General features: G+C 70.7%; 16 protein-coding genes. 7 read left to right on the top strand and 9 right to left on the bottom strand.

All coding sequences use genetic code 11. The annotated features are described in order from the left end of the window. Positions 1-91 precede the first annotated feature (91 nt). Both AB0K05_RS21715 and AB0K05_RS21710 read left to right on the top strand, forming a co-directional pair. Positions 92-727 carry a histidine phosphatase family protein gene (locus AB0K05_RS21715; RefSeq protein WP_219543739.1) on the top strand — a complete coding sequence of 212 codons (636 nt, stop codon included), beginning with the start codon at positions 92-94 and terminating at the stop codon, positions 725-727. Positions 728-729: 2 nt separating this feature from the next. Continuing rightward, complete coding sequence (locus AB0K05_RS21710; protein ID WP_364231461.1) at positions 730-1,767, top strand: 2-hydroxyacid dehydrogenase; 1,038 nt, start codon at positions 730-732, stop codon at positions 1,765-1,767. Here AB0K05_RS21710 and AB0K05_RS21705 read toward each other — a convergent pair. From AB0K05_RS21705 to AB0K05_RS21695, 3 genes are read right to left on the bottom strand one after another with little or no spacing between them, the layout of a single operon-like run. After that, the gene (locus AB0K05_RS21705; protein ID WP_219543737.1) at positions 1,730-2,596 is read right to left on the bottom strand and encodes a carbohydrate ABC transporter permease; all 867 of its coding nucleotides are present in this window, start codon (positions 2,594-2,596) and stop codon (positions 1,730-1,732) included. The two genes, AB0K05_RS21710 and AB0K05_RS21705, sit on opposite strands and share 38 nt — an antisense overlap. Continuing rightward, positions 2,593-3,474: a sugar ABC transporter permease gene (locus AB0K05_RS21700; RefSeq protein WP_148029547.1), complete on the bottom strand. Its 882-nt coding sequence runs from the start codon at positions 3,472-3,474 to the stop codon at positions 2,593-2,595. Before AB0K05_RS21700 ends, AB0K05_RS21705 begins: the two co-directional genes overlap by 4 nt. Before the next feature lie 60 nt (positions 3,475-3,534). Continuing rightward, entirely contained in the window at positions 3,535-4,824 is a 1,290-nt protein-coding gene (locus AB0K05_RS21695) for an ABC transporter substrate-binding protein (RefSeq protein ID WP_364231086.1), read from the bottom strand. A 185-nt stretch (positions 4,825-5,009) separates the two neighbouring features. Between AB0K05_RS21695 and AB0K05_RS21690 the strand changes: the two genes are divergently transcribed. Beyond that, positions 5,010-6,872 (top strand): ABC transporter ATP-binding protein, encoded by a 1,863-nt coding sequence (locus AB0K05_RS21690; protein ID WP_271275412.1) that lies wholly within the window; start codon positions 5,010-5,012, stop codon positions 6,870-6,872. A gap of 9 nt (positions 6,873-6,881) precedes the next feature. On the opposite strand, the gene AB0K05_RS21685 is transcribed toward AB0K05_RS21690, so the two are convergent. Further along, positions 6,882-7,043, bottom strand: coding sequence for a hypothetical protein (locus AB0K05_RS21685; protein WP_271275413.1), 162 nt, complete (start codon positions 7,041-7,043; stop codon positions 6,882-6,884). Between the two features lie 115 nt (positions 7,044-7,158). Further along, positions 7,159-7,518, bottom strand: coding sequence for a MerR family transcriptional regulator (locus AB0K05_RS21680; protein ID WP_261808334.1), 360 nt, complete (start codon positions 7,516-7,518; stop codon positions 7,159-7,161). A 129-nt stretch (positions 7,519-7,647) separates the two neighbouring features. Here AB0K05_RS21680 and AB0K05_RS21675 point away from each other — a divergent pair, with 129 nt between their 5' ends. Together AB0K05_RS21675 and AB0K05_RS21670 are read left to right on the top strand one after the other, a co-directional pair. Beyond that, positions 7,648-8,568, top strand: a complete 921-nt coding sequence (locus AB0K05_RS21675; RefSeq protein ID WP_148029543.1) for an aldo/keto reductase — start codon at positions 7,648-7,650, stop codon at positions 8,566-8,568. Between the two features lie 37 nt (positions 8,569-8,605). After that, entirely contained in the window at positions 8,606-9,367 is a 762-nt protein-coding gene (locus AB0K05_RS21670) for an alpha/beta fold hydrolase (RefSeq protein WP_271275415.1), read from the top strand. Between the two features lie 222 nt (positions 9,368-9,589). Here AB0K05_RS21670 and AB0K05_RS21665 read toward each other — a convergent pair whose 3' ends face one another. Further along, on the bottom strand, positions 9,590-11,023 hold the full coding sequence (locus tag AB0K05_RS21665; RefSeq protein ID WP_148029542.1) for an aldehyde dehydrogenase: 1,434 nt from the start codon (positions 11,021-11,023) through the stop codon (positions 9,590-9,592). 113 nt (positions 11,024-11,136) lie between these two features. Beyond that, a complete protein-coding gene (locus AB0K05_RS21660; protein ID WP_364231080.1) occupies positions 11,137-14,121 on the bottom strand; it encodes a M14 family zinc carboxypeptidase in 2,985 nt (994 codons plus the stop codon). Between the two features lie 231 nt (positions 14,122-14,352). Here AB0K05_RS21660 and AB0K05_RS21655 point away from each other — a divergent pair, with 231 nt between their 5' ends. After that, on the top strand, positions 14,353-15,243 hold the full coding sequence (locus AB0K05_RS21655) for a hypothetical protein (protein ID WP_219543733.1): 891 nt from the start codon (positions 14,353-14,355) through the stop codon (positions 15,241-15,243). Here the strand turns inward: AB0K05_RS21655 and AB0K05_RS21650 are convergent. After that, a complete protein-coding gene (locus AB0K05_RS21650) occupies positions 15,232-16,539 on the bottom strand; it encodes a GH1 family beta-glucosidase (RefSeq protein WP_364231078.1) in 1,308 nt (435 codons plus the stop codon). The genes AB0K05_RS21655 and AB0K05_RS21650 overlap by 12 nt on opposite strands. Before the next feature lie 79 nt (positions 16,540-16,618). On the opposite strand from AB0K05_RS21650, the gene AB0K05_RS21645 reads away from it, so the two are divergent. Then, complete coding sequence (locus AB0K05_RS21645) at positions 16,619-17,269, top strand: TetR/AcrR family transcriptional regulator (RefSeq protein WP_148029539.1); 651 nt, start codon at positions 16,619-16,621, stop codon at positions 17,267-17,269. Positions 17,270-17,501: 232 nt separating this feature from the next. Here AB0K05_RS21645 and AB0K05_RS21640 read toward each other — a convergent pair whose 3' ends face one another. Next, the gene (locus tag AB0K05_RS21640; RefSeq protein ID WP_364231076.1) at positions 17,502-18,707 is read right to left on the bottom strand and encodes a hypothetical protein; all 1,206 of its coding nucleotides are present in this window, start codon (positions 18,705-18,707) and stop codon (positions 17,502-17,504) included. Positions 18,708-18,760 lie beyond the last annotated feature (53 nt).

The following is an 18,760-nucleotide window of genomic DNA, read 5'->3' as shown; positions in this document are numbered from 1 at the left end:
GAGCGGAACCGCCGCGAGTGGCGCCGGACGAGGGCGGGGCGCGGTTTGCGGGGCTGGTGGGGATCGTCGGGAACGGGATGAGGAGGACGTGGTGACCGACGCAAGGGCCGCGACGCTGGTGCTGGTGCGGCATGGTGAGACCGTCTGGCACGCCGAGAACCGCTACGCGGGGATCAGCGACGTGGAGCTGACCCCGCGCGGTCACGAGCAGGCGCGGCAGCTAGCCGGATGGGCCGCCGGGGCGGGACTGAGCGCGGTGTGGGCGTCCACGCTGAGCCGGGCCCAGATCACCGCCGGTGCCAGCGCCGAGGCGGCCGGGGTGCGGCTGCGGGTGGACGAGCGGCTGCGGGAGCTGGACTTCGGCCAGGCCGAGGGCCTGACCGCGCGCGAGATGCGCGAGCGTTTCCCCGAGGCCCGCGCCGCCTTCGAGGCCGACCCCGGCGCGAACCCGCTGCCCGGCGGCGAGGACCCGGCCGCCGCCGCGGACCGGTTCACGGCCGCGCTGCGCGACATCGCCGCCGCCGACCCGGACGGGCGGGTGCTCGTCGTCGCGCACACCACCGCCATCAGGATCGCCCTGTGCCGCCTCGTCGGCGTGCCGCTCGGCGAGTACCGGCGGCTGTTCCCGCGCCTGGACAACTGCGCCCTCACCGAGCTGCGCCTGCGCGACGACGCGCCCCGGGCCGCGATCCTGCAGTACAACACCCCGATTGGAGCCGTTCGTTGACCATCCGAGTGCTTGCCGCCGGCGACCACTTCGTCCGGAACGACCTGCTGGCCGGCGCGCTGCGCCGCGAGGTCGCCGGTGGCCTGGCGATCAGCGAGCTCACCCTGCCGTGGCCGGTCGTCCCGTTCGGCCCCGTGGGCGAGGTCGACGAGGCGTCGGACGTGGAGGACGAGCTGATCGCCGCGCTGCGGGGCGTGGAGGTGTGCGTGACCCAGATGGCCCCGCTCACCAGGCGCGTCCTCGACGCCTGCCCCGACCTGCGGCTGTTCTGCGTCAGCCGGGGCGGCCCGGTGAACGCCAACCTGGAGGCCGCCACCGAGGCCGGCGTGGCGGTCACCTTCGCCCCCGGGCGCAACGCGGTGGCCACCGCGGAGCACACGATGGCGCTGCTGCTCGCCGCCACCCGCCGGATCCCGCAGACGCATGGCGACCTGGCCGGGGGCGTCTGGCGCGGCGACTACTACACCTACGACAGGGTGGGCCCGGAGCTGGAAGGCAGCACGGTCGGCCTGGTCGGCTACGGCGCGATCGGCCGCCGGGTGGCCCGCATGGTGGAGGGCTTCGGGGCCGAGGTGCTCGTGTACGACCCGTACGTGGACGTGCCCGGACAGGTGGAGCTGGACGAGCTGCTGCGCCGCTCCCGGTTCGTGTCGCTGCACGCGCGGGCCACGCCCGAGACCACCGGCATGATCGGCGCCGAGCAGCTCGCGCTGATGCCGCGCGGCTCGGTACTGGTCAACTGCGCGCGCGGCGCGCTGCTCGACTACGACGCGCTCTGCGACGCGCTGGAGTCGGGCCACCTGTTCGGCGCCGGCGTGGACGTCTTCCCTGAGGAGCCGATCCCGGCCGGCTCGCGGCTGCTCGCCGCGCCGAACCTGGTGATGACCCCGCACCTGGCCGGCGCCAGCAAGGAGACGGCCATGAAGGCCGCCTCCATCGTGGCCGCCGACGTGGCCAGGTACGTCCGCGGTGAGCCGCCGGCGCACTGCGCCAACCCCGCTGTCACCCTTTCAGCGCGCCGGCCATCAGGCCGCGCATGAAGAACCGGCCGAGCAGCACGTAGATGAGCATGGTCGGGATCGACGCCAGGATGGCCGCGGCCATCTGCTGGCTGTAGGGGGTGGCCTGGGCGCCGGCGATGTTGTTCAGCATCACCGTGGCCGGCCAGCTCTGCGGGCCGGTGAGGAAGACGGCGAACAGGAAGTCGTTCCACAGTGAGGTGAACTGCCAGATGATCACCACCGCGATGGCCGGCCCCGACACCGGCAGGACGACCGACCAGTACGTGCGCAGCATCCCCGCCCCGTCCACCCGCGACGCCTCGATCAGCTCGTCCGGGATCGTCACGTAGTAGTTGCGGAAGATCAGCGTGGAGATCGGGATCCCGTACACCACGTGGGCCAGCACCAGCCCGGGGATGCCGCCGTACCAGACGCCCTGCATCCCGGTCAGCTCGTTCAGCCCGACGAGCAGTTGCACCAGCGGGATCATCACGCCCTGGTACGGGATGAACATGCCGAACAGGAACAGCGTGAACAGCACGTCCGCGCCGGGGAAGCGCCACTTGGAGAGCACGTACCCGTTCATCGAGCCGAGCGCGCACGACAGGATCGAGCCGGGCACGGCCAGCAGCACGCTGTTCCACAGGCCGGGCGCGAGCTTCTCCCACGCCACCCGCCACGCCTCGAACGTCCACGTCTGCGGCAGGTTCCACGCCTGGCCGGGGTCCGCTTCGGTGAGCGGCTTGAAGCTGGTGACCAGCAGCACGTAGATGGGGATCAGGAAGATCACCACGAACGCGATCAGGACCGCCAGCTTCGCGAGCGAGAAGGCCCGGCGCCTGCGCCCCGCCACCGCGACCGCCGTCATGGCCGCCTCTCCTTACGTACGGACCAGATCAGGTACGGGATCACGAAGACGGCCACGCTGAGCACGATGTAGGAGGCGATGGTCGCCCCCTTGGCCGGATCGTGGGAGTCGAAGACCGCCACCCACATGAACACCGCCGGCACGTCGGTGATGACCTGCTTGCCGGAGACCGCCACGATCAGGTCGAACACCTTGAGCGAGATGTGCCCGAGGATGATCAGCGCCGACAGGGTGACCGGGCGCAGCAGGGGCAGCACCACGTGCCGGTAGACGCCCCACTCGGTGCAGCCGTCCACCCGCGCCGCCTCCCGCAGCTCCTCGGGGACGCCGCGGAACCCCGCCAGGAATAACGCCATGACATATCCGGACATCTGCCAGATCGCAGGGATGGCCATGGCCGCCATCCCCCAGTCCGGGTCCCGGAACCACTGCCACTGCGGCAGCCCGAGCCAGTCGAACATCCGGTTCAGCCCGACCGCCCGCTCGTCCTGGCCCGAGTTCATCAGCCACCGCCACACGATGCCGGTGGCCACGAACGACACGGCCATCGGGAACAGGTAGATCGCCCGGAACGTGCCCTCGCCGCGGACGCCCTTCTCCATCAGGAACGCCAGGAACCACCCGAGCACCAGCGCCCCGGCCACGAACACGACCGTGAACATGATCGCGTGGTTGACCGACAGATGCCATCGGGCCTCGTCCCAGATGCCGATGAAGTTCGTCAGCCCGACGAACTCCCCCTCGGACACCTCGTCGTGCTTGTCCGTCATGGCCAGCTGGAAGTTCCACCCCAGCATGCCGTACACGAACACGCCGATCGCCACGATCGACGGCGCGACGAGGAGCAGCCCCGGGAGCCAGGCGCGCACTCGTCTCACCGACCACTCCCTCCGTGAAAAGGCACGGCAGGCGCGTGCCGCGCCTGCCGTGCCGTCGTCCTACTGGGCGTTCGCCGCCGCGGCGTCCGCCAGGCCCTTCTGCAGCGCGGCCACGTCCTGCGTGCCGAGGAACAGGCCGACCTGTGTGTTGATCTCGGCCAGCCACGGCTGGTTGACCGCGACGCCGTGCTGGATGGAGCCGGCGAGCTTGTCGGCCGACCAGTCCTTCAGCGCGTCGGCCAGATAGTCGGTGTAGAGCGCCTGGTCGGCGTCCTTGCGGGCGGGGATGGAACCCTTCTTCGGGTTGAACGCGTCCTGGCCCTCCTTGCTGGCGGCGACCTTCAGCCACGCGACGGCGCCGTCACGGTTCTTGGCGCCCTTGGGGAGCGTGAAGCTGTCCGACAGCCACAGGTACGTGCCCTCGGTGCCGGGAGAGGGCGCCCAGTCGAAGTCGGTCTTCGACGTCTTGCCGAGACCGCCCTCCGGCGGGTTGTGGAAGTAGCCGTACGCCCAGTCGCCCATGACGTTGAACGCGGCCTCGCCGTCGGCCACCTGCTTGGCGGCGGGCTGCCAGTCGTCCTGCGGGTCTCCCGCGTACGACATGATCTTCTTGAAGTCCTCCAGCGCCTTGGTCACCCCGGCGCTGTTCCAGTCGGCGCCCGGCAGGAACAGGGCGTTGTAGGCGTCGGTGCCGAGCGAGCCGAGCAGCACGCTCTCCAGCAGGTGGACCGCGGTCCACTCGGAGCCGATCGACAGGGGGATCTTGCCGGTTGCCTTGACCTTCTCCAGGGCCGTGAGGAACTCCTCGATGCTCTTCGGCGCGCCGGCCACGCCGGCCTCCTTGAGCACGGCCGGGTTGAACCACAGGACGTTCGACCTGTGGATGTTGACCGGCACCGAGTAGATCTTGCCGTCCACGCTGATCTGCTCGATGAGCTGGGAGGGGAAGACGTCCTGCAGCTTCAGCTCGTCGTAGAGGAAGTTCAGCTCCTCCAGGTCGCCCGCCTTGATGTAGCCCTGCAGCTCGGCGCCCGCGTGTCCCTGGAACGTGTCCGGCGGGGTGTCGGCCTGCAGCTTGGAGGCGAGCAGCGCCTTGGCCTTGTCGCCCGAGCCGCCCGCCACGGCGGCGTCGAAGAACGTCTGGCCGGGATTCTGCTGCTCGAAGATCTGCCGCATGGCCTGCAGGCCGTCGGCCTCGCCGGGGCCGGTCCACCACGAGAAGACCTCGACCTGCTGCTTCCCGCTGCTCGGCTGGCCGCCGGCCGTGTCACCACCGCCGCCGCCGCAGGCGGAAAGGCCCAGCACGCTCGCAAAAGTGATCGCGGCGGCTGCCATCCACCGTCGTCTCATCGCACACCATCCCTTCGAGAAGCCCCCGAACTTCGGTGAGTTGACAACGTTGTCAGTAGGGCCATCAACCCATCTCGCCCGCTGATGCGTCAAGGACGTGCGGATAACAGGTCGGCATACTCCCCCGGCAACGCGAAGGAACATCGCATGCGGATTCGCCGGTGCGGGCGGGAACAACACCAGGTATGGCCGACGAGCCCCTCGAACTGGGCGAGATATCCCTCTCCGACTGGCACGCGCACACCGACAAGATGGCCGAGGTGGGGTTCCTGACCATCGCCCGGCGCCTCCCCTCCCTCATCCGCCAGGCGATGGGCATGGCCTGGCGGGCCAGCCCCCGCGACACCCTGGCCACCGTCTCGCTCAACCTGCTAGGCGGCGTCTTCACCGCGTTCGGGCTGCTGGCGACCACGGGCGTGCTCAACGCCCTGTTCAGCGAGGGGCCCACGCCCGACCGGGTGCGGGCGGCGCTGCCCAGCCTGATCCTGGTCGCCACCGCCGCCGCGCTGCGCACCGCCGTCACGGCGGGCGCCGGCTGGGCGCAGGCCCGGCTCACCCCCCAGGTCGCCCGGCTGACGGAGGAGCGGCTCTACGGCCTGACCAGCCGCGTGGAGCTGGTCTCCTACGACGACCCGGCGTTCCACGACTCGCTCCAGCGGGCCAGGCTGCGCGGCGTGTCGGTGGCCGACACGGTGGTGACCTCGGCCATCGACGTGGTGACCGCCGCCGTGGGCATCGCCGCCGTGGCCGGCGTGCTCGGTGTCCTCCACCCGGTGCTGCTGCCGCTGCTGCTGCTCGCGGTGCTGCCCGACGCGTGGGCCGCGGTGCGCAGCGCCAGGATGCGCTACACGACCATGTTCGCGCTGATCCCGGTCATCCGCCGCAAGTGGATCACCGCCGACCTGCTGGCCGAGCGCGACCCCGCCGCCGAGGTCCGCTCGTTCACCATGCGCGGTTTCCTGCTGCGCATGTACGACGCGGTCGCCAGGGCGGAGCAGGAGGTGATGCTCCGGCTGGCCAGGCGGCAGACCGTCGCCAAGCTGGTCGGCGAGGCGCTCGGCGGGCTCGGCAGCGGCCTGGTCTACGTCGCGCTCGGCATCCTGCTGGCCCTCGGCGCCATCCCGCTCGCCGTCGCCGGCACCGCCGTGCTCGCCATCCGCTCCGGCTCCCAGTCGCTGGCCAACCTCATGTACGCCACCAACCGGCTCTACGAGGAGGGCCTCTACTTCACCGACTTCGTGGAGTTCTGCGCCGACGCCGAGCGGCGCCAGCCCGACCCGAGCCGCTCCCCCGCCCCCGAGCGCTTCGAACGGATCAGCGCCCGCGACCTGACCTTCACCTACCCCGGCTCCGACGAGCCCGCGCTGCGCGGCGTCAGCGTGGAGATCAAGCGGGGCGAGGTCATCGCCTTCGTCGGCGAGAACGGCTCCGGCAAGACCACCCTCGCCAAGATCCTCTCAGGCCTGTACGAGCCCGACACGGGCAGCGTCCTGTGGGACGACGTCGACCTGCGCCTCGTCAGCCCGGAGGACCTGCGCCTGCGCACCGCCGTCATCGCCCAGGACCACACCCGCTGGCCGCTCAACGCCCGCTACAACATCACCATGGGCACCGGCAAGGGCGAGCCGGCCCTGCACGCGGCGGCCGCGGTGGCCGGGGCCGACGAGGTGATCGCGGAGCTGCCCCACGGCTACCGCACCCTCCTCGACCGCCGCTTCAAGGACGGCCACGAGCTGTCGGGCGGCCAGTGGCAGCGCATCGCGGTCGCCCGCGGCTTCCACCGCGACGCCCAGCTGCTCATCTGCGACGAGCCGACCGCCGCCCTGGACGCCCGCGCCGAACACGCGCTCTTCGAGCGCATCCGCCACCACTCCGACGGCCGCACGGTCCTGCTCATCACCCACCGCCTGGCCAGCGTCCGCTACGCCGACCGCATCTACGTCCTCCGCCACGGCGAGGTCACCGAACAGGGCGACCACGAGACCCTCATGACCCTCGACGGCCTCTACGCCGAGCTCTACACCCTCCAGGCCTCGGCCTACCGCTGACCCGCCGGTTCAGTCGCCGAACATGCCCCGGAGCGTCTGGGCGGTGGCCGCGAAGAGCAGCACCGACTTGGCAGCCTCTTCAGCCTTCCCTTCGGCCACACCCTCCTGGAGGCCGCGGCCGTAGTGTTCGCGGGCCCACGGCGTGTAGACCGGCCAGTCGGTGGACGTCATGATCTCCTCCATGAGGCGGCGAATCGCGGGGGCGGCCATGAACTTACCGTTACATCATGAGCACGGAAAGTGATGGCAGTTCGCGTGCTCTACCCCGACGGCTGAAGCCGCTCGGTCAGAGGACGCTGCGGTAGTAGGAGATCTTGTTTCTGATGTAGCGCTTGCGTTCCTGGAGGTTGTCGATCTGGCCCTCGACGCGGCGGTCGTGCTCTTCGAGGAGTTTGATGCGGTCCGGGATGGTGTGGTCGCCGGCGCGGGTCAGTTCCGCGAAGCGGAGCATCTGGGCGATCGGCATGCCGGTGTCGCGGAGGCAGCGGAGCATGCCCAGCCAGCCGATGTCCTGTTCGGTGAAGCGGCGCTGGCCGGCGGCGTTGCGTTCGACGCGTTCGAGCAGGCCGATCTTCTCGTAGTAGCGCAGCGTGTCGAGGGTGAAGCCGGTCTCCTCGACGACCTCGGCGGGGGTGTAGACGCTCACGCGAAAGAGCATGCCACCTGGAGCGGACTCCAGGTCAAGCTCCAGGTCGAAATGCCCGAAATAAGCCGATAAATCCGATAAAAGTGGGCGGTTGACATGGAGTGCGCTCCAGCTTCCATCGTCATAGCCATGAGAATCGCACTCGGCACCATCCCCTTCGGCACGACCGTCAGCGAGAAGGACACCTTCGCCATCCTCGACCGCTTCGTCGAAGCCGGCGGCCGGATGCTCGACACGGCCGACAACTATCCGTTCTGGGTGCCCGGCCGCACCGGCGACGAGAGCGAGCTGGCCATCGGCGCCTGGCTCGCCGCCCGGGGCAACCGGGACCAGGTGTACCTGAGCACCAAGGTGGGCGCGCGCCCCACGGTGCCCGGCGACGTCACCCTCGACTCCGCCGAGGGCCTGTCCGCCGCGGCGATCCGTACCGCGATGGAGGGCAGCCTGCGCAGGCTGGGCACCGACCGCGTGGACCTGTACTGGGCGCACATCGAGGACAGGTCGGTGCCGCTGGAGGAGACGCTGGGCACGTTCGAGGAACTGGTCCAGGCGGGGCGGGCGCTGGCCATCGGGGCCAGCAACCTGCCGGCCTGGCGGCTGGAGCGGGCCAGGAACGTCTCGGCGGCCCACGGCTGGACCCCGTACACGCACCTGCAGCTCCGGCACACCTACCTGCGCCCGCGCCCGTACACGAAGCTCGTCGAGAGCGGTCACACGCTCACCACGGACGAGCACCTGGGCTACCTGGAGGACACCGGGGTGACGCTGTGGGCGTACAACACGCTGATGTTCGGCGCCTACACCCGCGAGGACCGGCCGATCCCCGACATCTATCACCACCCAGGTACGACCCGCCGCCTGGAGGTCCTGCACCAGGTGGCGCGGGAGCTCGGCGCGACCCCCAACCAGGTGGTGCTGGCCTGGCTCCTGGCGGACGGCCACGTGCCCATCGTCGGCGTCAGCTCGATGGCCCAGCTGGAGGAGGCCATCGCCGCGACGGAGCTCAAGCTGGACGACGACCTGAAGTCCCGCCTCGACACCCCCAGCTGAACGCGGGCGGCCCGGGGAGGGAAATTAAGCTCGGAGGATGCAGTTCGCGCCCAGCTTCCCCGTCATGCTCAGGACCGACGACGGCGTGCGCATCGACGCCGCGCACACCCCTCCCACCGGGAGCGCGGCGCGGGACGTCGGCATCGTGGTGGCGCACGGGTTCACCGGCTCGTGGCGGGAGCGGCCCGCCCGGCGGATCGTGCACGTGCTCAGCGCGTACGGCGGGGTGATCGCCTTCGACTTCCGCGGCCACGGCAGGTCCGGCGGCGAGAGCACGGTGGGCGACAAGGAGATCCTCGACGTGGCCGCGGCCGTCCGCCACGCGCGGGCGACCGGCTACCGCAGGGTCGCCGTGGTCGGCTTCTCCATGGGGGCCGCCGTGGCGGTGCGGCACGCGGGGCTGTGCGAGGGCGCGGACGCGGTGGTCGCGGTCAGCGGCCCGGCCCGGTGGTACTACCGCGGCACCAAGCCGATGCGCCAGGTCCACTGGATCATCGAGCAGCCCCTGGGCCGCTGGGCGGCCAGGATGGCGAAGCGGACCAGGATCGCCGTCGGCCGCTGGGACCCGATCCCGATGCCGCCGCACGAGGCCGCCGCGCTGATCTCGCCGACGCCGCTGCTGATCGTGCACGGTGACGCGGACGCGTTCTTCCCGCTCGATCACGCCCGGCAGCTGTACGAGGGCGCGCGGGAGCCGAAGGAGCTGTGGATCGAGCCCGGGTACGGCCACGCGGAGTCCGCGGCGACCCCCGAACTGGTCCGCAGGATCGGAAAGTGGATCTCCTCGAACTTTTCCTGAATAAAACACGTCTACCTAGGGCGGACAGCAGCAAACCGCCGGGAGAAGTCTCAGGGGTAAGCGATCCGCCCAGGCGATGGGCGTGGTTCATACTTCTCGTAGTCGGCTGATTGCCCAAGGTGGTCCACCGCAGGGTGGGCACCTAGCGTCGCGGGGGCGCGCTGGGTGCCATCCGCGTCACGACGAGGGCCCCGGCGCGTCGCCGGGGCCCTCGTCGTGACGTCAGCCCAGCCGGGCGATCGTCTTGTACTCCAGGTAGCCGGCCAGCCCTTCGGGGCCCAGCTCGCGGCCGAGCCCGCTGGCCTTATAGCCGCCGAACGGCGCGCCCGTCTCGATCATGTAGCAGTTGACGCCGTACGTGCCGGCGCGCACCTGGCGGGCCACGTCCATGCCGTGCTCGGTGTCGGCCGTCCAGACGGTGCCGGCCAGGCCGTAGTCGCTGTCGTTGGCGATCCGCACCGCGTCCGCCTCGTCCTCGTACGGAATCACCGCGAGGACCGGGCCGAAGATCTCCTCGCGGGCGATGCGCATGTCGTTGGTCACGTTCGCGAACACCGTCGGGGCGACGTACCAGCCGCGGTCGTGCGGGCGCTCCAGCCCGCCGACGACGACCTTGGCGCCCTCGTCCATACCGATCTTGATGTAGCCCTCGACCCGCTCCTGCTGCCGCCGGGCCACCAGGGGCCCGATGCCGGTGGCCGGGTCGGCGGGGTCGCCGACGGGCTGGGAGTTGACCATGTTCACGACCGCCTCGACGACCTCGTCGTAGCGGTTGCGCGAGGCCAGGATGCGGGTCTGCGCCACGCACGCCTGGCCGTTGTTCATCAGCGAGGCGATGGCCAGCATGCCCATCGAGGAGGCCAGGTCGGCGTCGTCGAGCACGATCGCGGCCGACTTGCCGCCCAGCTCCAGGCTGACCCGCTTGAGCTGCTCGCCGCAGATGGAGGCGATGCGCCGGCCGGCCGCGGTCGAGCCGGTGAACGCCACCTTGTCGACGCCCGGGTGCGACACCAGGTGCTCGCTCACCTCGCGGCCCGCGGGCACGATGTTGAGCACGCCCGCCGGCACCCCGGCCTCGCGCGCCATGTCGGCCAGCACGTACGCGTCGAGCGGCGTCTCGGGGGCCGGCTTGAGCACGATCGCGCAGCCGGCCAGCAGCGCGGGCGCGACCTTGGTCATCGTGACGAACTGCGGGACGTTCCACGGCACCACGGCCGCCACCACGCCCACCGGCTCGCGCCGGACGGTCACCGGGCCGAACACGCCGGGCCGCTGCTCCTCCTGCTCGAAGGTGGCGCCGTACTGGGCGTAGTACTGCAGCATGCCCAGCGGCTGCGGCGCCTGGGCGAGGTTGGAGAAGGTGATCGGCGAGCCCATCTCCTCGGTGATGAGCGCGGCCATCTCGCCCTGCCGCTCGGCGTAGATCTCGGCCAGCCTGCCGATGACGGCCGCCCGCTCGGCGAACGTCATGCGCGGCCACGGTCCGTGGTCGAACGCCTCGCGGGCGGCGGCCACCGCCCGGTCCACGTCCTCGGCGGTGCCGTCGGGGACCCGGCCGACGACCTCCTCGGTGTGCGGGCTGATCACGTCGATCGTGCCGGTGCCCGCCGGGGTCACCCACTCGCCCCCGATGAACAGCTTGTCGTGCTGGCGCATGTCGTGAGCCTCCTGCCGGAACCGAATGCTTTCTTCGCAAGAGGACCGAATCATGTTCTGTCCGGGCACGCAAGAGGGGCACGGCACCCGGTGCCGTGCCCCTCTTCAGACCGTCAGCGCCGGCCGTTGAGCAGGTGCGCCATCGACCGCTTCACCAGGTCGGTCCTGGTGGCCTGGTCGAGCAGGCTCTCAGCGCCGAAGCCCAGGTAGACGGTGTCGCGGGTGGTGATGCCCGCGCCCTCCTCGAACACCTGGTCCGTGCGGGCCCAGTTGTTCACCGAGGCGGACGTGCCCTCGGGCGGGTCCGCCACCGTCCAGCCGCCCAGGTCGGACTCGAACGAGGTCTCCTCCGCCGTCGCGCCGTCCAGCGTGACGACCGCGTCGTCGACGAAGATGCCGGCGCCTTGGGTGGCCCAGTCGCTGACGTACGAGATCGAGACCTCGACCTGCTTGCCCGCGTACGGGGTCAGGTCGATCCGCCACTGCTGCCAGCCGCCGGAGTTGCCCGAGGCCGCGTTCCAGGAGCCGGAGGTGCCGGTCGGCTCGCAGTTCGGGCCCTGGTACCGCTGGGTGAACGGGTGGATGCTGCTCCACCCGGACTGGCAGCTGCTGCCGGTCGCCTGGGAGGTGTGGCCGTTGGCGTCGGGCAGCGTCGTCCAGTCGTCGCCGCCCGCCGTGCGCGCCTCCACCATGAAGAAGTCCCAGTCGGACTCGGTGTCGAGCGACGCCCAGAACGTCAGCTCGCCGCTCGACCGGCCGGTCAGGTCGACCGTCCTGCTCAGCCGCTTCCACGAGACGTCGGCGATGCCGCTGTAGACGTCCCAGGACCCGGTGTGCGGGTCGAACGGGGCGCCCGGCCGCTCCCACTTGATCGGCGCCGAGCTGGCGAACAGCGGGAACTTGTCCGCGGGCAGGATCGCCGAGGTGGCCACGAAGGCGTTGGTGTGCACGTCCGGCTCCAGCGTGCCCGCGAAGCCGTCGAACCCGCCGTTCACGCCCTTCACCGGGTACGGCTGGCCGGTGACCGGGTCGCTGCCCGAGTTGTCGAAGTACACGTACGCCCCCAGCCAGTACTGCTGGAAGTCGTTGAACACCGGGATGCACGGCGGGTCGCTCGGCGCCGAGCACTCCGGCTGGCCCGGCTGGTCGGGCTCGTAGTAGTAGGCGCCGTTGGCGTTGGCCGCGTACGACGGGTACTTGCCCGCGTGCATGACCTTGCCGCCCTCGTTCAGGTAGTCGCGGACGGCCAGCTCGGTGTCCACGCCCGCCAGGGAGGTGGTGCCGGGCACCTGGCCCGCGCTGCGCGGGATGATGTCGTCACCGGTCTCCCAGATGACGGCCTTGTAGTGGCTGAGCACGCCCAGCGGGTGCGGCGCCTTGCGCCCCATCTTGTCCATGTCGTACACGTCGGAGCTGTAACCGGCCGCCTGGAGCGCCTGGGCGTAGGCGCCGGCGTACTTCGCCTCGGTGACGCCCTGCGCCGGGCTCAGGCCGGTGACGTCCTCGGCGGCCAGCACGAGCACCTTGCCGCCGATGTCGTCGTGCACCTTGTACGTGAACGACTGGCTCTTCTTGCCCAGGGAGCTGAACCACACCTTGACCGTGTCGCCCGGCTTGGTGCCGGTGACCTCGCCGCGCAACCGGTGGTAGTAGCGGTCGTAGCCCTTGCCGTACCGCTCGCCGCCCTTCCACTCCTTGGTCAGCTTCACCCGCGTGCGGCCGTTGTCGACCTGGTAGTTCAGGAACACCGGGCCGAGCTTGCGCTTGGCGTTGACCTGGACCGTCTGGTTCTTGCCGTAGCTGACGTCGAACGGGTCCAGGACGAAGTCCGGCGTGGTGTTGCCCAGGTGGCTCACCGGCTCGACCGGGTTGACCGCCGACTTGGCCACGTCGAGCGCGAACGGCAGGTTCCTCTCGAACTCGGCCTGCACCAGCGCCTCGTCGTCGGGGAAGACGAAGCCGCAGCCGTCGCAGCCCTCGTTCAGCTCGGGCGTCCACGCCAGCGTGCCGTAGGTGGAGTGGGCGTGGTCGGTGGTCTCGCCGTTCGTGGTGTAGAGCTCGGCGCCCAGGTCCGGGTCGAAGCCGGGCACCGCCGGGTTCTCGTCGTCACCGGTCAGCGCCTGGTAGATCGGGTGGTCGGCGGTCTCCGTGGCGATCTGGAAACCCGACGGGTAGAGCAGCAGCGGGCCGTACGAGTGGTAGTTGAGCTGCATCTCGAACTTCACCCGCTTGAGCAGGCCGTCCATGGCCTTCGTCTCCGGCTCGCTGGCCGGGCCGGCGCCGCGGTAGGTCTCGCTGCTCGGGATCGAGGAGGAGCCTTCCTCGTCGTAGTGGAAGTTCGTGGGGAAGTTCCGGTTCAGGTCGACGCCGTCGCCGGTGGTGATCTGGCCGTCCCCGTTCACGTCACGCAGGTTCTTGCGCCACAGGCGGTTGCCCTCGGTGAAGGTGAAGTCGTAGCCGTCGGGGTTGGCGACCGGCACGAACCACAGCTCGGTCCGGTCCAGCAGGCTCCTGAGCTGCCTCTTGTTGGCCACCACGTGCTTGAGCAGCCGCATGTCCACCTCGGTGGCGATCCACTCGCGGGCGTGCTGGGTGGCGGAGTACAGGGTGGCGGGCTTGATGCCGTCGGGCAGCACCCTGGCCAGCGAGGTCACCTTGGCGGCGAGGATGTCCTGGCCGCGGAGCGTCTTGCCGATGGACTGGAGCTTGACGACGTCCTTGTTCTCGTCGGCGATCTTCCTGAGCTGGTCGGCGATGCCGCCGCTCTCGGAGTAGGACTTGTAGACGGTGTATCCGCTCGCCGCCTGGGCCTTGGCCGCCTGGAGCTGGGTCTGGCCCTGCGGGTTGCGTACGGGCGCGGGTTCGTGGCCGAGCTTCTCCAGCCCTTCGAGATCCTTCTGGGCGGCGGTGAGCTCGATGTGCTCCTTGCCGTTCCGGATCTCCTGCTGGACGACGTCGAAGCCCTTCTCCCTGAGGGCCTGGGCGGTGCCGAGCGGGCTGTCGAGCTGGTAGAGCTCGATCCGGTCGCCGGGTGGTAGCGGGTCCACGGACGCCTGGGCTTGCAGCGCGACCATGGACGTGCCTAAGCCGAGGATCACGGCCGTGACAAGGGTGAGTGAACGAGACACAGGTTCCTGCCCCTTCGCAGAGACGCGTACGATCGCCATCTCAATGGGACTTGACGATCCCGGCAAGACCCAATCTTTATTCCTGTCTTATTCCGGACAGCCAGGACAATCCTCACTAAACGGTCGCGAGTTGAGCCGTTAAGATGACAGCTTTCAAGATCATCTTCTATAGTTTCGGTCGTCTACGAGGGGAGGACGGGCGTGAAAGCCGGGCGCGTGGCCGTGTTCGCCATCGTCCTCGCCGGGCTGCTCGCGCTCCCCTCCGGGCGGCCGGCCGCCGCCGACCCCAGCCCGGCGGAGCTGCGCAAGCTCACCAAGCAGGCCTCCCAGCTCAACGAGCGCTACCGCGGCTCGATCCAGAGCCTGGAGGAGATCCGCATCCAGGCCAAGAAGGCCGTCGACACCTCCGGCTCACTGCAGAGGCGCCTGGCGGAGGCCCAGTCCGACCTGGCCGCGCTGGCCGAGACCTCCTACATCCTCGGCCCACTCGACACCACCCGCCTCTTCGGCACGGAGATCGACCCCTACAAGGCGCTCGGCCAGGCGGCCAACATGACTCACATGATCGAGGAGCGGGCCAACCGGGTCGCGGGCGTCGAAAGGCTCATCAAGGACGCCCAGAAGGCCAAGCTGCGGGCCAACACCACGATCAAGAAGCTCCAGAAGGAGATCAAGACCCTCCAGAGCAAGCGCCGCGACCTCGACAAACTGCTCGCCAAGTACGGTTTCCAGCAGCCCGGCAGCGCCGGCGGCCTGACCCAGCGCATGGTCAACGTGCGCGCCGAGGTCATGCAGAACTTCCCGATGCCGTACGGGGTCGGCTGCCTGCGCCCCGGTGACCCCGGCGAACACGGCAAGGGCCGGGCCTGCGACTTCATGATCTCCCGCGGCATGGCCAGTGGCGGCGAGGCCGACCGCGGCGACGCCCTGGCGGAGTGGCTCATCCGCAACGGCGACCGGCTGGGCGTGATGTACATCATCTGGAAGCAGCGCTACTACGACATCAGGTCGGGCGGCGGCTGGGATCCCATGTCCGACCGCGGCGGGGCCACCGCCAACCACTACGACCACGTGCACGTCTCAGTGTTCTGACGACAGGAAGTCCCTCAGCCAGGCGTAGGACGCCTTCGGGGTGCGTCTCTGGGTGGGGAAGTCGACGTGCACCAGGCCGAACCGCTGATGGTAGCCCTCCGCCCACTCGAAGTTGTCCAGCAGCGACCAGACGAAGTATCCCCGCACGTCCACCCCCTCTCGCCCGGCCCGGCGCATCGCCTCGATGTGCTGCTCCAGGAACGCGATCCGGCCCCGGTCGTCGACCACGCCGTCCGGCCCCGGCACGTCCTCCTGGGAGCAGCCGTTCTCGGTGACGTACACGGGCGGCAACCGATCGCCGTACCGGTCCTTCAGCCGTACGAGCAGCTCCCGCAGCCCGTCCGGCACCACCGGCCAGCCGAACGCGGTGGTCGGGTAGCCGGAGATCCCGGCGTCCTCCCACGGCAGCCCCTCGGAGGAGGGCGCGGCGATCCGGGTGGGGTTGTAGTAGTTGATCCCGATGCCGTCCAGCGGGGTCGCGATGACGTCGAGGTCCCCGTCGTGCACGAAGTCCAGGTTTGTCATCCCGTACGCCGACAAATCTGGGTATTTGCCGAGAAGCACCGGGTCGTTGAAGAGGCGGTTGTGCAGGACGTCGTACGCCCCCGCCGCCGCCAGGTCCGCCTCCGAGTCCGACGCGGGCCAGACCGGCGTGCAGTTGTTGGTGATCAGCACCTGCTCGGCCCCCGCCGCCCGCAGCGCGCCCGCCGCCAGCCCGTGGCCCAGCAGCTGGTGGTGCGCGACGGGCAGCGCGTCCAGCATCAGGGCGCGGCCAGGGGCGTGGATCCCCATCGCGTACCCGTACGCCATGTGCACGAACGGCTCGTTGAGCGTGATCCACATCCGCACCCGGTCGGCCAGCCGCCCGGCGGCCAGCGCGGCGTACTCGGCGAAGCGGTGCGCCGTGTCGCGGGCGAGCCAGCCGCCGCCGTCCTCCAGCGCCTGCGGCAGGTCCCAGTGGAACAGCGTCGGCACCGGTGTGATGCCCTCCGCCAGCAGCGCGTCCACCAGCCGGTCGTAGAAGTCCAGGCCCTCGGCGTTGACCGGCCCGCTCCCGGACGGCTGGATCCGGGGCCAGGAGAGCGAGAAGCGGTAGGCGTTCACCCCGAGCCCCGCCATCAGCGCGACGTCCTCCCGCCAGCGGTGGTAGTGGTCGCAGGCGACGTCGCCGGTGTGGCCGCTCCTGGTGCGGCCGGGCTCGCGGGAGAACGTGTCCCAGACGGACGGCCCCCGGCCGCCCTCGTCCGCGGCGCCTTCGATCTGGTAAGCGGCCGTCGCCGTACCCCACAGGAACATGCCCGGCTCCCTCTGCTTGAGTCCGGCTCATGTTAACCGAGACGCCCGCTACCTGCGGGTAATGCGCCAGGATGGGGACATGACGAGTACCTTGCGTCGCAGGCCGGCCCAGCGCCGCAGCCTGGAACGGGTGGAGCGGATGCTCGACGAGTGCGCGTTCCTGCTCGACGAGATCGGCTACGAGTCGCTGACCACCAAGGAGGTCGCCCGCCGCGCCGAGGTGCCGATCGGCACCTTCTACCAGTTCTTCCCCGACAAGCAGGGGCTGGTGCGGGCGCTGGCCCTGCGCAACCTCGAAGCGTTCCTCGGCCGCGTCACCGAGCGCATCAAGGAGCGCATCACCGCCGCCGACCTCGGCCACTGGACCGACCTGGTCGACCTGGCGATCGACGAGTTCGTGGCCATGAAGCGGACCACCCCGGGGTTCGCGGTGGTCGACTTCGGCGAGATCCTGCGCGCCCCCGGCGGCCCCGCCATCGAGGGCACCAACCGGATGCTCGACACCGCCCTGGAGAACAACGCGATCGTGGCCGACCGCCTGCGCGCCATCACCGTCGACCTGCTCGACGCCCCGGCCGGGCCGGCGTTCGACCGCGCGGTCCTGGTCACGGTCGAGGCCGCCGACGCCGTACTCAAGCTGGCCTTCCGGGTCGACCCCGACGGCGACCCCGACCTGATCGCCGAGTGCAAGCGACTGGCCCACGGATATCTCGCCGCCCACCTCCCCTGAGGCGTTTCTCCTGTATCTGACGGATCTTCCCGTAGAAGACAAGATCAAAGGCTTTTCGGGAAACCCCTCGGGCCGGCCGCCGTCATGCGTGCCTCCGGCCCGCTGCGCTCGCCGACCAGGGCGAGAACCGGACCGTCGGCACCGGCGCGTGCCAACGCGCGACTTCCCGATCAGGCCCACGTGAGGCTGTCGCCGCGGCCCTTCAGGCCGCGCGAGAAGCTGTCGCGCCCGCTCAAGCCTGGGACAGGATGTTGTGCGGCGGTTCCTCCCCTATGGCGTGCAGGATCGGCAGGGTGCACGCGCGGTGGCGGGCCGCCTCGTCGTGGTCGCCCACCGTGTCGGCGACGGCCGCGAGGCGGCGGAGCGCGGCGACGATCGCGCGCGGGTCACCGGCCTCCCGCGCCAGCGTCAGCGCGGCACCCGCGTGGCGGCGCGCCTCGTGCACCTCACCGGCCAGCAGCGCCAGGTCGCCCCGCGCCATCCGCGCTCCCGCCAGCGCCACCAGGTCGTCGTCGGCCGCCGCCGCGGCCTCCAGCTCGCCCAGGTAACGCCAGCCGAGCCCGCACCGTCCGTTCGCGAAGCAGACCCGCACCGCCGCGTTGTAACCCACCCCCAGCCAGTACGAGTAGCCCCGCGCCCGCAGCCCGTCCACCCCCGCCACGACAGGCTCCACCGCGCCGCGCGCGCACCCCAGCAGCACCTGCGCGCAGTCGGCCAGCTCCCCCGGCGCCCCGAGCGCCGGCAGCCGCTCCAGCGCGTCGTCCGGGCAGGACACCCCCATCGCCATCGCGGCCCTGACCAGCCGCAGCCCGCACGCCGCCTCCCCGCGCTCCACCGCCCGCCCCAGGGCGGCGCGGCACTCCGCCCTGAGTGCCCGCGCCCTGCGCAGGTGGCGCACCCGTTCCGGCCACGGCTGCCGCCGCGCCAGTGACGCCCCCTCATGACACTCCTCGTACGCCTCGCAGAGCGCCCTCAGGTGCCGGTCGCGCAGCAGGTCGTGCTCGCCCGCCTCCCGCAGGCGCTCGGCCGCGTACTCCTTGACCACCCCGCGCAGCGCGTACGACCCCGTCACCAATCGCGCAGCCACGAGCCGGTCGAGCAGCCGGGGCACCTCGGCCCGCCGCAGGATCCCGCCGTCGCCGCACACGGCCCCGGCCAGCGGCGCGTCGAACGCCCCGGCGAACACCGCCAGCCTGCGCAGCAGCACCCGCTCGCGGGGCGCCAGCAGCTCGTGCCCGAGCCGCACCACGGCCAGCACCTTGCCGGCCCCGTCGGCGGAGGCGGGCAGGAGACCGTGGCGCCCGCCGAGCCGGTCGGCGATCCGCCCGGGGCTCAGCGCGCACCCGGCGGCCAGCTCCAGCGCGAGCGGGATCCCGTCGAGCAGCCGGCACAGCCGCTCGACGTCGTCCGTCGGCGCGCCGGCGAAGAACTGCGGCATGTGGTCACCATCTGTGGCGAGAGGATCACTCTGACGTCACAGTGTGGCACCTT

Origin of the sequence: Nonomuraea sp. NPDC049486, from assembly GCF_040676925.1 — a bacterium.
GTDB lineage: Bacteria > Actinomycetota > Actinomycetes > Streptosporangiales > Streptosporangiaceae > Nonomuraea > Nonomuraea ferruginea.
This window is presented reverse-complemented; position numbering and strand designations above follow the sequence as displayed.